At 67.9% G+C, this 13,604-nt stretch carries 11 protein-coding genes; 2 read left to right on the forward strand and 9 right to left on the reverse strand.

Annotation, left to right across the window (positions count from 1 at the left end):
- Nucleotides 1–58: 58 nt before the first annotated feature.
- From kdpB to BLU38_RS32430, 3 genes are all read right to left on the reverse strand, one after another.
- Nucleotides 59–2,110, reverse strand: coding sequence for a potassium-transporting ATPase subunit KdpB (gene kdpB / locus BLU38_RS24255; RefSeq protein ID WP_407939718.1), 2,052 nt, complete (start codon nt 2,108–2,110; stop codon nt 59–61).
- A 126-nt stretch (nt 2,111–2,236) separates the two neighbouring features.
- On the reverse strand, nt 2,237–3,907 hold the full coding sequence (gene kdpA, locus BLU38_RS24260) for a potassium-transporting ATPase subunit KdpA (protein WP_091528297.1): 1,671 nt from the start codon (nt 3,905–3,907) through the stop codon (nt 2,237–2,239).
- Complete coding sequence (locus tag BLU38_RS32430) at nt 3,907–3,996, reverse strand: potassium-transporting ATPase subunit F (RefSeq protein WP_157683681.1); 90 nt, start codon at nt 3,994–3,996, stop codon at nt 3,907–3,909. Before BLU38_RS32430 ends, kdpA begins: the two co-directional genes overlap by 1 nt.
- 482 nt (nt 3,997–4,478) lie before the next feature.
- Between BLU38_RS32430 and BLU38_RS24270 the strand changes: the two genes are divergently transcribed.
- Together BLU38_RS24270 and BLU38_RS24275 are read left to right on the forward strand one after the other, a co-directional pair.
- Complete coding sequence (locus BLU38_RS24270) at nt 4,479–5,039, forward strand: DUF6611 family protein (RefSeq protein WP_091528303.1); 561 nt, start codon at nt 4,479–4,481, stop codon at nt 5,037–5,039.
- Entirely contained in the window at nt 5,036–5,866 is an 831-nt protein-coding gene (locus tag BLU38_RS24275; RefSeq protein ID WP_091528305.1) for a DUF4118 domain-containing protein, read from the forward strand. The genes BLU38_RS24270 and BLU38_RS24275 overlap by 4 nt, the downstream gene beginning before the upstream one ends.
- A 51-nt stretch (nt 5,867–5,917) precedes the next feature.
- Here BLU38_RS24275 and BLU38_RS24280 read toward each other — a convergent pair whose 3' ends face one another.
- The 6 genes from BLU38_RS24280 to BLU38_RS24305 are packed head-to-tail and all read right to left on the reverse strand — an operon-like array spanning nt 5,918 to nt 13,604.
- Nucleotides 5,918–6,742, reverse strand: a complete 825-nt coding sequence (locus BLU38_RS24280) for an HpcH/HpaI aldolase/citrate lyase family protein (protein WP_091528308.1) — start codon at nt 6,740–6,742, stop codon at nt 5,918–5,920.
- Nucleotides 6,739–7,944, reverse strand: coding sequence for a CaiB/BaiF CoA transferase family protein (locus tag BLU38_RS24285; protein WP_091528311.1), 1,206 nt, complete (start codon nt 7,942–7,944; stop codon nt 6,739–6,741). Before BLU38_RS24285 ends, BLU38_RS24280 begins: the two co-directional genes overlap by 4 nt.
- Nucleotides 7,941–9,938: an SUMF1/EgtB/PvdO family nonheme iron enzyme gene (locus BLU38_RS24290; RefSeq protein WP_091528314.1), complete on the reverse strand. Its 1,998-nt coding sequence runs from the start codon at nt 9,936–9,938 to the stop codon at nt 7,941–7,943. Before BLU38_RS24290 ends, BLU38_RS24285 begins: the two co-directional genes overlap by 4 nt.
- Nucleotides 9,935–10,990 carry a LacI family DNA-binding transcriptional regulator gene (locus BLU38_RS24295; protein WP_091528316.1) on the reverse strand — a complete coding sequence of 352 codons (1,056 nt, stop codon included), beginning with the start codon at nt 10,988–10,990 and terminating at the stop codon, nt 9,935–9,937. Before BLU38_RS24295 ends, BLU38_RS24290 begins: the two co-directional genes overlap by 4 nt.
- Nucleotides 10,987–12,411, reverse strand: coding sequence for an ADP-ribosylglycohydrolase family protein (locus BLU38_RS24300; protein WP_091533070.1), 1,425 nt, complete (start codon nt 12,409–12,411; stop codon nt 10,987–10,989). The genes BLU38_RS24295 and BLU38_RS24300 overlap by 4 nt, the downstream gene beginning before the upstream one ends.
- A gap of 5 nt (nt 12,412–12,416) precedes the next feature.
- The gene (locus BLU38_RS24305; RefSeq protein ID WP_231920016.1) at nt 12,417–13,604 is read right to left on the reverse strand and encodes an ADP-ribosylglycohydrolase family protein; all 1,188 of its coding nucleotides are present in this window, start codon (nt 13,602–13,604) and stop codon (nt 12,417–12,419) included.

Below are 13,604 nucleotides of genomic sequence, written 5' to 3' on the forward strand. Positions count from 1 at the left end.
CAATGATCCTTGTTGCTGTACAGGTGTTGATGGACGACGTTCATGATCATCTGCTGGCTCAGAAGCCAGGCAGCAGCGCAACCAGAAGGTCGATGATCTTGATGCCGACGAATGGGGCGATGATGCCGCCGAGTCCGTAGATCAGGAGGTTGCGGCCCAGGATCGTGGATGCGTCGGCCGGTCGGTAGCGGACTCCGCGCAACGACAGTGGGATCAGGATGATGATGATCAACGCGTTGAAGATCACTGCCGACAGCACGGCCGAGGCTGGGGAGTGCAGCTGCATGATGTTGAGGGCGGCCAGTCCGGGGAAGACACCGGTGAACATCGCCGGGATGATCGCGAAGTACTTGGCGATGTCGTTGGCGATCGAGAAGGTCGTCAACGCGCCGCGGGTGATCAGCAACTGCTTACCGATCCGGACGACGTCGATCAGCTTGGTCGGGTCGGAGTCGAGGTCGACCATGTTGCCGGCCTCCTTGGCAGCCGAGGTACCGGAGTTCATCGCGACGCCGACGTCGGCCTGGGCCAGCGCGGGCGCGTCATTGGTGCCGTCACCGGTCATGGCGACCAGGTTTCCGCCGTCCTGCTCGCGCCGGATCAGCGCGAGCTTGTCCTCGGGCGTGGCCTCGGCGAGGAAGTCGTCGACGCCGGCCTCCTCGGCGATGGCTGCAGCAGTCAACGGATTGTCGCCGGTGATCATCACGGTACGGATGCCCATCGACCGCAGTTCGGCGAAACGTTGCGGCAGACCGTCCTTGACGACGTCCTTGAGATGGATGACGCCCAGTACCCGTCCGGTCCCGTCGGCGGCCCTGGCCGCGACGACCAGCGGGGTACCGCCGGAGCGGCTGATCTGCCCGGTGCGGTCGTCGATCTCGGCCAGCACACCGCTGCCCGGCGCTTGCCCCGCGGACTCCAACCAGGACACCACGGCAGAGCCGGCGCCCTTGCGGATCTGACGGCCGTCGGGGAGATCGAGACCCGACATCCGGGTCTGTGCGGTGAACGGGACGATCTCGCCGGGTGCGATCTCGGGGATGTCGGTCGCCTCGTCACGGGCCAGCTCGACGACCGAGGTCCCCTCCGGGGTGGGGTCGGCCAGCGAGGACAGCGCGGCGGCCCGGACCAGCTCGACGCGGTCCGCATCGCCGATCGGGACGAACTCGCTGGCGCGCCGATTGCCATAGGTGATGGTGCCGGTCTTGTCCAGCAGCAGCGTGGTCACGTCGCCGGCAGCCTCGACGGCGCGGCCGGACATCGCCAGCACGTTGTGCTGCACGAGTCGGTCCATGCCGGCAATGCCGATCGCCGACAACAACGCACCGATCGTCGTCGGGATCAGGCAGACCAGCAGCGCGACCAGCACTGTGATGCTGACCGGTGCGGCAGCGTAGGAGGCGATCGGGTTCAGGGTCAGAGCGACGAGGACGAAGATGATCGTCAACGAGGCAAGCAGAATACTCAACGCGATCTCGTTCGGCGTCCGTTGCCGTGCCGCCCCCTCGACCAGGGAGATCATCCGATCGACGAACGTCTCGCCCGGTTTGGAGGTGATCTTGACCACGATCCTGTCCGACAGCACCCGGGTGCCTCCGGTGACGGCGCTCCGGTCGCCACCGGACTCGCGGATCACCGGCGCGGACTCGCCGGTGATCGCGGACTCGTCGACCGAGGCGATGCCCCAGATGATGTCGCCGTCGCCGGGAATCAGATCGCCGGCGGTGATCACCACGACATCACCGAGGCCGAGGTCGGAGGAGGCGACCTCGTCGGTTGCGGCCCGTTCGGCCGACACGTCGTCGACCGGGTCGTACTCGCGGACCCGATGCGCGACGGTGGTCGTCTTGGTACGTCGCAGGGTCTCGGCCTGCGCCTTGCCGCGTCCTTCGGCAACCGATTCGGCCAGGTTGGCGAACAGGACCGTCAACCACAGCCAGCCGGCGATGATGCCGGTGAAGGCAGCAGGGACGGCAGATCCGCCGGACGAGGAAGGACCGCCGAGGAAGGGTTCGGCGATCGCCAGCACGGTGATCAGGGCCGCGCCGACCCAGACGATGAACATCACCGGGTTGCGCCACATCTGGCGTGGATCGAGCTTGCGCACCATCCCCGGCAACGCGGACCGGATCTGTTGCCAGCTCAGCGCGCCGGCCGGAGTCTTCGATCCGGCCGACGGTGACGCCGCCGGTTCGGTTGTGGTGTGTTGATCTTGAAGTGTGGTGGACATGGTGCGTCACAGTCCTTCCGCTAGCGGACCGAGGGTGAGAACGGGAAAGTAGGTCAGGGCGGTCACGATGACGATCACGCCGATCAGCAGACCGACGAATTGCGGTCGATGCGTCGGCAGCGTTCCGCGGGTCGCCGGCACCGGCGTCTGTGCGGCCATCGCTCCGGCCAATGCCAACACGAAGACGATCGGTACGAAACGACCGAGCAGCATCGCCACTCCGAGTGCGGTGTTCATCCACGGTGTGTCCGCGCTGATTCCGGCGAACGCCGACCCGTTGTTGTTCGCTGCCGAGGTGAAGGCGTACAGCACCTCCGACATGCCGTGCACACCCGGATTGGAGATCGAGGTGTCCTGCACACTCTGGCGGACACCGGGTACGGCGAAACTCAGCGCCGTCCCGCTCAACACCAGCGCCGGTGTGACGAGGATGTACAGGCTGGCGAGCTTGATCTCCCGCGGCCCGATCTTCTTGCCCAGGAACTCCGGCGTACGGCCGACCAGCAGACCGGCGACGAAGACGGCGATGATCGCGCTGATCAGGATCCCGTAGATGCCGGATCCGACGCCGCCGGGCGCGACCTCGCCGATCATCATGTTCAACATCGTCATCATCCCGCCGAGCGCGGTGTAGGAGTCGTGCATCGCATCCACCGCACCGGTCGACGTGCCCGTACTGGTGGTGGAGAACAGTGCCGACGCGACGATCCCGAGCCGTTGCTCGATGCCCTCGGTCGCGGCTCCGGCCAGCTGCGGTGCGGTGCCACGTCCGGCGAGTTGCAGCGAGGTCAGGATCGAGAAGGACGCCACGAAGAGGATCCCCATCGCGGCGACGATCGCGTAGCCCTGCCGGTTGTCGCCGACCATCCGGCCGAAGGTACGCGGCAGCGCGAACGGGATGATCAACATCAACAGCACCTCGAAGGCGTTCGTCCATCCCGAGGGGTTCTCGAACGGGTGCGAGGAGTTGGCGTTGAAGAATCCGCCGCCGTTGGTGCCGAGCAGCTTGATCACTTCCTGCGACGCCACCGGACCGCCCGGCACGCTCTGGCTGCCGCCGGCGACGGTCTGGACGTCGACGAAGCCGTTGAAGTTCTCGATCACCCCGCCGGCCATCAGCACGATCGCGCCGAGTACCGCCACCGGTAGCAGGATGCGCACCGTGCCCCGGGTCAGGTCGACCCAGAAGTTGCCGATCGTCGGCGAGCCGCGGCGAGCCAGTCCGCGGATCAGCGCAATGGCCACGGCCATGCCGACCCCGGCGGAGACGAAGTTCTGCACCGCCAGCCCGGCGAGCTGAACGGTGTAGCCGAGCGTCTGTTCGGGCGAGTAGGACTGCCAGTTGGTGTTGGCCACGAAGGATGCGGCCGTGTTGAACGACAGGAACGGGCTGGGTGCCCCGAGCCCGAGGGAGTAGGGCAGCCATTGCTGAGTGCGTTGCAACAGGTAGACGATCAGCAGCCCGACGGCGGAGAAGACCAGCACCGCACGCAGGTAGCTCCGCCAGGTCTGTTCGGCCTTCGGGTCCACACCGATCAGCCGGTAGAAGCCGCGCTCGGGACGCCAATCCTTGTCCGACACGTATACCCACGCCATGTAGTCACCGAGCGTGCGGTAGCCGACGACCAGCAGGATTCCGACTGCCACGAGGGACAGGATCGCTGACAGCCACTCCATCACAGACGCTCCGGTTTCACGAGGGCGTACACCAGGTATACGGCGGCGGCTACGGCGAGGAGTGCGGCGATGACCTCAAAAACGATCACAGCTTCTCCACCGCCCGACCGACAGCTCCGATCAGCACGAACAGGGCCAGAGTGCCCAGTACGTACACCACATCGAGCACGACAAACTCCTTCACGGATCGACGATTCCCCGTTGGGGATCCGGGCGTCCTTGATCAACGCCGACCCGATCAAACACCGCAGGTGTGCAGCTGACCGACGATCTTGACGAGATCCATACGGGGCTGCCGTCATCCCGAACGCGTTCTTGACGCCAAATCCGGCGGATCGCGCGGGCGGTGAGCGCTCGGCCTCCGTCGGCCCTCGCCGCGGGCGGTTCGATCAGGCGTATGGACCGCGTGAAGATGCTGGCGATGCCCGTACGGAAAGCGTCAAGATGCTTTCACCCGCGCCCGCGTGGTCCTTGACTGGCAGACGTGACCACCAGCAAAGTCGGTCGACCGTCGGTACGGCATAGCCGCCGGGCGCCTGCACCGCCGATCGCAACACATCGACAGCCGCGGATGCGTCCGCTGGACTGGACGACCGGAGCCCACTTCTGCTGGGGAATCGTCCGACGGGGCCGTCCCAGCACGACGCTGCTGGTAGCGTTCCTCTATCCACCGGGAACATCGGCGTGGCAGCGATTCTGCACGTCGACAGCGGCGTTGCCGATCTTCGGCTGGCTCGCCACGGCGGTCGGCCTGATCCTGTATTCGATCGCTCATCCGACCGTCGCGGTGATCACGGCGTTCGGTCTGTTCGGTGGCGGCGCGATGATGGTCAGGGCCACCGCGGCCCCGGTCCGTCGACGCACGCTCGAGCTCGTCTGTGACGAGCGTTCGGTGTTGGCAAGATCATCGGCACCGCCATCGGACCGATCGGGCAGTGGTGACAGAGCGGGATCGGCAGGGCCGTCGGCGACCGGTGCACTGATCGGTGATCTGATCGCCGCCGACACCGCGTGGCGCAGCGGCAGGATGTCGCGGATTCGGTTCGACCGGCAGTGGGCGACGGTCTATCAAGCCGCCCGTCTTGCCGCGCTCCTGCAGTCGATCGGAGCGTCGAAGGAGGACCTGCGATGAATCCGGACGGCACCGACGACCTCCGTCGGCCGGCAGGAACGTCGGCGATCTGGGTCGCGGCGTTGGCCGGGCCACCGGTGGTCGCGGGCTGCCTGATCCCGCTGCGTGGCTCCCTGGATCCGACCAATGTGGCCCTGGTGCTCGTGGTCTGCGTGGTAGCCGTCGCCGCGGCCGGTCGCCGGTCGGCAGGACTGGCGGCGGCCATGACGGCGGGCTTGGCGTTCGACGTGCTGTGGGCCCCTCCGCTGTATCGGCTGACCATCGACGATCCGCAGCTGATCCAGACGGCCGCGCTGCTGGTTGTTGTCGGCGCCATGGTCAGTGAGCTCGCCTGGATCGGGCAGGGGTTTCGGCAGCGGTCCGCTCGCAGCCGTGGTTACCTGGCCGGAGCCGTCGACGTCGCCGCGACCGCGGGAGCCGAGCAGAGCCCGGCGGACCGGATCAGACTGGTCCAGGACCAGGTCGGTGAGATCCTGGACGCCGACAGTTGCGGCTACTCCGCAAGCCCTGCCCCTCCCGGCGCATCGGCCGCGACGATCGAGGCCGACGGGACACTGTTGATCAACGGGCACCCCGCAAACCTGCGGCGGACCGGACTGCCGACCGACCGGCCGATCGACATCGAGGTGACCTGCGGCGGCCGCCCCTACGGTCGACTGATCGTGATCGCTGCAACCCGATGGAGCCGGCCGACCAAGGAGCAGTTGCAGGTTGCCGCGTTGATGGCCTGCCAGCTCGGCGCCGTCCTCGACAGGCACCAGGCTCGACAGACACCGGGCTCGACAGGTATCGGGCTCGACAGGCATCGGGTGGACAGGGGTGCGTGATCCGCAGTCGACCGGATCCTGGTAGCCGTATCCTGCGCAGGTCTCCTGTCGTCAGTGCTCGCGCAGATCGAGGAGCCGACGTGCCTGGCGAAGGACGGCCCGATCGACGAACCGACCGTCAGGGAGTGCGACGGCACCGTCCTGCTGACGGAGACCGGCCGCGGCAGCGGCGAGGATCTCCTCGGCGCGAACGATGTCGGCGGGATCCGGACGGAAGACGTCGGCGATCACCGCGAGTTGGCGAGGATGGATCGCCGTCCGGCCGAGGAATCCCAGGTCGCGCCCCTCCAGCGTCGACCTCCGGAGCCCGTCAAGATCGCGAACGTCGGTGTAGACCGACATCACCGGCGGACGAAGGCCGGCCGCGGCCGCTGCGGTGACCAGGCGACTCCGCGCATACAGCAGGCCCTGCGCTGTGCAGACCCCCAGATCGGCGCGCAGATCGGCCTCGCCGAGTCCGATTCCGACGACCGCCGGGTGGCAGCGTGCCAGGTCGAACGCAGCCTCGACGCCGAGTGCCGATTCGATCAACAGCTGAGCAGGGCGCGACTCCAGCTCGGCAATGGTCTGCGCCACCCGTCCGGGGTCCTCGCATTTCGGCAGCCGGACGCCGATCGTCGGGTCGAGGGTTCGTACGGCGTCTACATCGGACTGGTACCAAGGGGTCCCCTCCGGATTGATCCGCACCTGGATGGCGCGCCCCTCGGCGGCGGCAACAGACTTGATCATGCTGTCGCGGGCCAGCTCCTTGTGATCGGGTGCGACGGCGTCCTCGAGATCGATCAACACCTCATCGGCCTCCGACGCCAGTGCCTTGGCGATCCGGTCCGGCCGGTCGCCGGGCACGTAGAGGAATGTGGTGCCCGTCGCGGTCATGATCCGGCCGCCGATCCGTTGTCCAGCATCCGTGCGATCTGATCATCGTCGTAGCCGAGCTCGGCGAGCACCGCGACGGTGTCGTGGCCGGGGTCTCGTCCGGTGAAGCGGGTCGGGGAATCACCGTCGGAGAGTCGGAACGGCGGGGCCTGGATGGCGATCTCTCCGAGATCGGGATCGTCGACCCGGCGGATCGTGCCCAGCGCCCGGAGGTGGGGGTCGTCGACGATGTCCTCGGCCGTGAACACCGGGGCGACCGCGGCTTCGGCACGTTCGAACGCGTCCAGCACTTCGGCTCGGGTGTGTCGGCCGATCCAGGAGGCGACCGCCTCGTCGAGCTCGTCGGCGTGCTGGGCGCGTTGGTGACCCGAGCCGAACCACGGCTCGTCCAGCACCTCGGGGTGACCGACCAGTTTCAGCACACGTTCGGCAATGCTCTGCGAACTCGTCGACACCGCGACCCAATGATCATCTGAGGTCAGATACGTGTTGCGCGGAGCGTTGTTGGCCGACCGATTTCCCAATCGTGGTTGCAGATCGCGCAGCTGATCCCAGCGGGTGATCTGCGGTCCGAGCATGGCCATGATCGGCTCGACGATCGCCACGTCGACGACCTGACCGTGTCCCGTCTGCTCCCGCTGATGCAGAGCGGACATGATCGCGAACGCTGTTGCCAGCGAGGCGATGCCATCGGCCAGACCGAACGGTGGCAGCATCGGCGGGCCGTCCGGTTCGCCGGTGGCGGCCGCGAATCCGCTCATTGCCTCGGCCAGGGTCCCGAAGCCTGGTCGCCGTCGATACGGACCGAGTTGGCCGAAGCCGGTGACGCGAGCCAGCACGAGCCCGGCATTGTCCGAGGAGAGCTGTCGGTAGGACAACCCCCACCGCTCCAGGGTGTCCGGCCGGAAGTTCTCGATCACCACATCGGCGCGTGCCGCCAGCCGTTTGAAAGCCTCGCTTCCGTCGCTACTGGACAGATCGAGCCGGACGGTCCGTTTGTTGCGGCCCAGCGTCTTGGACCAGAGATTCTGGCCGTCCTTCTCCGGCCCGTGGCTGCGCGCGGGATCGGACCTGGTGGGGTGTTCGACCTTGATCACGTCGGCGCCGAGATCGCCGAGGTGCATCGCGGTCATCGGCCCTGCGAACAGCGTGGACGCGTCGACCACGGTGAGGTCGGCCAACGCACCGGTCTGTTCCGTCATCGCTGCGGCTCCTTCGGTAGGTCCCAGGCCAGGCGGAATCCCACGGTGGGTGAGCGATCCAGGCCGAGTCCGGGGACGAGGTACTTCAGGGCAAAGTCCGGATCCTGCGGGCCGCCGTCGACATACCACGGCGAGTCCGGTGCGGTGTAGTGCGAGCCGCCTTTGAGCATCAGGTAGCGGCTTCGGCCGTCGCGATGCTCGCTCTCGGTCAGATTCCAGATCAGCGGCTCACCGCGCCGCCACCCGGGTTGTCCGGCCGCCAACTGCCATTCGTCCTCGGTGGGGAGTCGGCCGCCGATCCAGCCTGCGTAGGCGCGTGCGTCGTCCAGACTGATCTCCGTCACCGGACGCTGCGGATCGGATTCCTCGACCGTTCGGTCGAGCCAGGTCGGCCGATGATGATCTTCGGGCGGTCGGTGACCAGTGCTGCTGACAAACCGGGCGAACGACCGCTCGTCCACCTCGGAGGTCGCGACGGCCACCGGATGATCGAGAACAGCGACCCGTTCGAGGGTGCGAAGATCATGCAGTCGCGGGGCCAGCGGCTTCCACTCGTCCACGAACGGCGCCTGCTCGTACATGCCGGTCTCCCGGCAGCGGTAGCGAACCGTGAGCGGAAAGGTCCCGGCAGAGATGATCACGCGGCCGGCGCCGTCCGGCGCCTCGCGCGACGGCGCCGGCACGGTCCGCATCGCCAGCCGGTAGGGGAATGCAGTCGACCTCGGAGGGTCCGCGTCCAACGCGGTGAGCCATCCGGTGTCGGCCGATCCCGTGGTCACCCAGAGCCCGCCGATGCCTCGAGCCGGGACGGTGATCGTCGCACGACCGTCCTGTACCGACGTCCGACTGCCCGGCCACAGGTCGTAGCCGTCGGCGTCGTCGATCGGTGCCGCCACCGTGACGTGGGTGTCGACGTCCGATCTGTTGATCACGGCGACCAGCGCCTGGTCGTCGGTGCCGAAGATCGATCCGTACAGGCCACGCTCGGCGGCGTCGGCGTCGAGTCCGCCGAGCGGAGTCCAGTCGCCCTCGACCAACAGTTCGTGCAGTGCTCGCTGGGCGGCCGACATCCGGCGCAGGGTCAGCGCATCCCGATCGTTCCAGCCGACCCAGGAACCGAACACCACCTCCCAGACCATCACCCCGATACCGTTCAGCCAGGCCGACTGGAGCTCTTCGTGGTGATCACGATGCCAGCGTCGGACGTGGTGCATCATGTGTCGTCGTTCGTACCAATGTGATCGGACCACACCGGGTGCCTCGGAGTCGGCGAACCATTGGGCCCAGGACAGCGGATGATCTTCGACCCGGGCCAGCGGCACGGTCGACTCGCCCTCGACGGCGACGCCGTCACGCGCGGCATGCAACGTGTCCAGCAGCCGATCGCCGCCCTCCTTCAACGTGTCCAGGAAGACACCATCAGCGTCCAGATCCTTGATCAGCAAGGCGAGTTCGTCGGCGTCCTCGCCCGTTCGTCGGGTTCCGGTATCCCACGGGTTGTAGTCCAGGAACACCTTCACGCCGAGGTGGTGTAGCCGTTCGACGAGGTCGGCCAGGCCCGGTACCAATCGGTAGTAGTCCCACTGATTGCGATCGTCCAGACCGATGATCGGATAGGCGTGCCAGAGCACGATGCCGTCGAATCCGCCGAATCGCTGCCGGGCGTCGTCGATCAGTCGGTCCGGGGTGAAGCAACCGCGGTCGGCGTCGTAGAGCAGTTCGTCCCACAGCCACACCTGACTCACCACGTAACATTGTGCTGCCCACGCCAGATCGCGGCGCCGGTAGAGATCCCCGCGGTACTCGTGGCGGCCGACGGCGTCCTCGCGCCAGCGCTCCAACGCCGCACGCCAGGCCGGCCATTGAGCCGGATCGTCAGGGGCGGCGATGATCTTGGCAGCATCGAGATCGGTCAGATCGGCCGTCGCCTGCAACGGGACCGGCCGTGGTCGATCGAGGGGGCGGGGCAGCAACGGCTCGAAGTGCTCGGTCATCGGCGCACACTCCGCGGGGCGCTGGACTCCCTGATCACCAATCGTGGATTGACCCGCCTGGTGCGGGGAGCGCGGGACGGCTGCTGCATCCGATCGAGCAGCAACCCGGCGGCGAGTGTCCCGCGGCGGACGGCGCCGAGAGAGACGCTGGTCAGGGAGGGGTTGTAGATCCGCGCGTACTCGGTGTCGTCGATACCGACCACCGCAAGATCACGAGGGACCTGCCGACCGGCACTGACGGCAGCCCGGAGGACGCCGAACGCCAGCAGGTCGTTGGCCGCGACGACGGCGTCCGGCCGGCGGCGAGCCGGGAGTGCCGCCAGCCGAGCCCAGGCTTCCTCTCCTGCTTCGACCGTGAACGCCGACGCTTCGACAACGGCGCCGGCCAGCCCGCCCTGCGGTCCTTCGGCTGCCGACTCGAAGCCGTGCAGCCGGGCTCGTCCGGGTGCGGTCTCGGACGGGCCGTTGACGAACGCGATCCGCTGCCGGCCGCCATCGGCCAGATGCCCGAACGCCAGCTTCACACCACGGCCGGAATCGGTCCGTACGGTGTCGATCGGCACCTTGTCTCCGGGGTTGCCGACGACGACGACCGGCACCGGAGCCTCGAGCAGTGCCGTGACCAATGCGGGCGAGGTGCGCAGTGGACTGATCACCAGACCGTCGGCGAAACCTCGGGACAGGCTGCTGATGAGCGCGATCAGGTCCTCCAGTTCGTGTCCGACCGAGGCGACCACCAGCCGCGGCCCGTCCGCTGCGCCCGATCGCTGCTGACCCGCGTCCCGGAGGCCGTCCTCGACTCCGCGCATCATCTCGGTATAGACAGGGTTGGCGACGTCGTCGACGGCGAACGCGACCTGCAGGCCGCGTCCCAGTTTGAGCGAGCGACCGGTGGCATCAGGGATGTAGCCGAGGGCGGCGGCGGCCTCCCGGACGAGCCGTTCGGTCTCGGCGCGGGCGCCCTTGCCGTTCAGCACTCGCGATACCGACGCGATGGAGACGCCGGCTCGTTCGGCGACCTCGTTGACGGTCGGTCGACGGCTGCTGGTCAACGCGTCCCCGTCGGATCGGCAACCTGCTCGTCGATCTCGGCACGCTGCAGCAACGCCTCGGTCCGTGCCGCGGCGTCGCTGAAGCTCACCCGCTCCATGGCGGGAATGCTGCTGGACATCCGGCCGGCCAACGGCTCGGTCCAGTGGTCGGCGATCTGCTGCGCACCGTTCCGGGCGCCCAGCAGGGCCCCGACGGTCGCACCGTTGCTGTCGGTGTCCCAGCCACCTGTCACGGTCAGGCCGATGGAGGCGTCGAAGTCGCCGGCACCGGCCTGCAGCGCGTAGCCGACCAGCGCCGTGTTGTTCACACTGTGCACCCAGTGCATACCCTCGAACTCGCGCTCCAGCACGACGTAGGCCTCGGTCGGTGCGGTACCGGATTCGGCCAGCTCCCGGCCCAGCCGGATCGCCTTGGCCAACCGGCTCGCTGGGGGTACGACGGCAGTCGCCACGTCGAGAATCGTATCGACCTCACTGCCGAGCACGGCCTCGGACGCCGCGGCCGCGACGAACATCGCGCCGTACAGGCCGTTGCGGGTGTGGCTGACCGAGGCGTCCCGGTAGGCCATCTCGGCTGCGGCCAGCGGGCGGCCGGGATTGATCCAGCCGTAGAGATCGGTCCGGATCTGGGCGCCGATCCACTCCCGGAACGGGTTGCGGACCCGGGCAGTCTGCGGGGGAGTGACGCCTTCCAGGAGGTTGCGGTAGGCCACCCGTTCGGCAGTGAAGGTCCGTCCGGCGGGAAGATCCAGCAACCAGGCCTGAGCGACATCCTCGGCGCCGAAGTCCCGTCCGTAGGTCTCGACGATCTTCAACGCCAGCAGGGTGTAGTTGAGATCGTCGTCCTCCGGAGTGCCGTCCAGATTCTCCTCCAGACTCGTGGTCCGGCTGGCCCGGTTCCACGGCCACCGGGACGCGACCTCGTCATCCAGGCCGACGGCGGTGAAGTAGCGGTTCAGCGGCCAGCGTCCGGTCGACCTGAGGATCGCCTCGATCCCTTCCCGCGGCACCTTCTCCACGGGCTTGCCCAGCACGCAGCCGACGGCGCGGCCGATCCAGGCGCCGAGCAGCCGATCGCCGGACGGTGCCGACGGCGACCGGGTCACATCATCGCCGGCTCGCTCGGTGTGCTGCGCTGGGGCGGCGCCCTGCCGAGGAAGCGTTGCCAGGATCGCCTGCCAGTCGCTCGGCTCGGTATCCGAATCGTTCGGCAGGTCGTCGAGTTCGAGGAGCAGCCGGCCGGCCAGGTCGCGCTGCTCGGCCGACCCCCATTCCGGCGAGGCACCGGCCCGCGGCGGGCCATCGGCTCCGCCGGCTGCCGCCCAGGCAGCGGCCTGCCGGGACACGTCTCGTCCCTCGGCGGCCGATTGCCACAGTTCGTGACGGATCAGATCCTCCGGTTGGACCCAGGTCACCCGCATCCGACTCACCGTCCCGTTCGCTCGAGGATCGCCGTCACCGACCGTTGTCGGCTCTCCCAACCGGCCCGATCGGTGTCGAGGATCTCGCGTGCCACGTCGGCCATGATCAGACCCCGCGCGCGGAGATCCAATCGCGATCCGTCGGCGACGGCGTCGGCCCATTCCCGCGGTACGGCCGATTCGCCGCGGAGGGCACCGGCCACCGCGGCTCCCATGGTGGCGATCGAATCGGAGTCCCGTCCGTAGTTGGTGCCGCCGAGGATGGTGCCGCGGACATCACCGTCGGTGACGACCAGCATCCCGAGCGCGACCGGCAGCTCTTCGATCGATCGCAGCCGGCTCGGGCGGCGGGAGTCCTGGGCCGGGGCCCGATAGTCCTCGCCGACGCTGTCGAACGGACGCACGGCATCGCGGAGGACGCCGATCGCGGCCGCCCAGTCCCCGGTCCGGACACCGGCTGCAGCGTCGACGCAGGCCTCGATCGCGGCGCGGGTGCCGTCCTGCGCCAACGCCAGCGCCGAGTCGATCACCTCGGTGACGGACGCCTCGGGCCGGAAGGCTGCGGCGACGGCGGCGGCAAAAACGGCGGCCGCCTCGCGGCCGTAACTCGACTGGTGAGCAGCGGCGATCTCAGCGGCCTCGGCATAGGCGCCGACGGGATCGCAGGCATTGGCGATCCCGACCGGCGCCATGTACATCGCCGCACCACAGTTGACGATATTGCCGACACCGGCTTCGCGCGGGTCCACGTGCCCGTAGTACAGCCGCGTCACCAACCACTTCTCGGCCAGGAACACGCGAAGCAGCGGGACGGTCTCCCGTTCCAGTTCGGGGATCCAGGTGACGTCGTTCATCATCATCGGTACCAACTCGTCGGCGACGTCGAACGCCGTCAGGTGTCGCCGCTTCTTGGCGTAGACGGCAACCAGCAGATTGGTCATCAGAGTGTCATCGGTGATGTGGCCGTCGCCCTTGTAGTAGGGCGACATCGGCTTGGCGGTCCGCCAATCGGGCGCGAAGTAGTCGACGATCCCCGTCACATGGCCGCCGTAGCGTTCGAAGATCGCGTCGCTGCTGCGACCCTCCGTCGCGCCACCGATCGCATCTCCGCAGGCTGCGGCCATCAGGGCGCCGATCGCCTTGTCCTGCAGGATGTTCGGCTCCTCCGACGTGCCGCTGTTCGGTGTGTCCAC

Source organism: Microlunatus soli (assembly GCF_900105385.1).
Taxonomy (GTDB): Bacteria; Actinomycetota; Actinomycetes; order Propionibacteriales; family Propionibacteriaceae; genus Microlunatus; species Microlunatus soli.

Excerpts from the sequence above, each read along its gene's own strand:
- BLU38_RS24275 (WP_091528305.1), top strand. The coding sequence starts at position 5,036 with ATGAATCCGGACGGCACCGACGACCTCCGTCGGCCGGCAGGAACGTCG.
- BLU38_RS24280 (WP_091528308.1), bottom strand. The coding sequence starts at position 6,742 with ATGACCGCGACGGGCACCACATTCCTCTACGTGCCCGGCGACCGGCCG.
- kdpA (WP_091528297.1), bottom strand. The coding sequence starts at position 3,907 with ATGGAGTGGCTGTCAGCGATCCTGTCCCTCGTGGCAGTCGGAATCCTG.
- BLU38_RS24285 (WP_091528311.1), bottom strand. The coding sequence starts at position 7,944 with ATGACGGAACAGACCGGTGCGTTGGCCGACCTCACCGTGGTCGACGCG.
- BLU38_RS24290 (WP_091528314.1), bottom strand. The coding sequence starts at position 9,938 with ATGACCGAGCACTTCGAGCCGTTGCTGCCCCGCCCCCTCGATCGACCA.
- kdpB (WP_407939718.1), bottom strand. The coding sequence starts at position 2,110 with ATGGTGCGCAAGCTCGATCCACGCCAGATGTGGCGCAACCCGGTGATG.
- BLU38_RS24270 (WP_091528303.1), top strand. The coding sequence starts at position 4,479 with ATGCGTCCGCTGGACTGGACGACCGGAGCCCACTTCTGCTGGGGAATC.
- BLU38_RS24300 (WP_091533070.1), bottom strand. The coding sequence starts at position 12,411 with ATGCGGGTGACCTGGGTCCAACCGGAGGATCTGATCCGTCACGAACTG.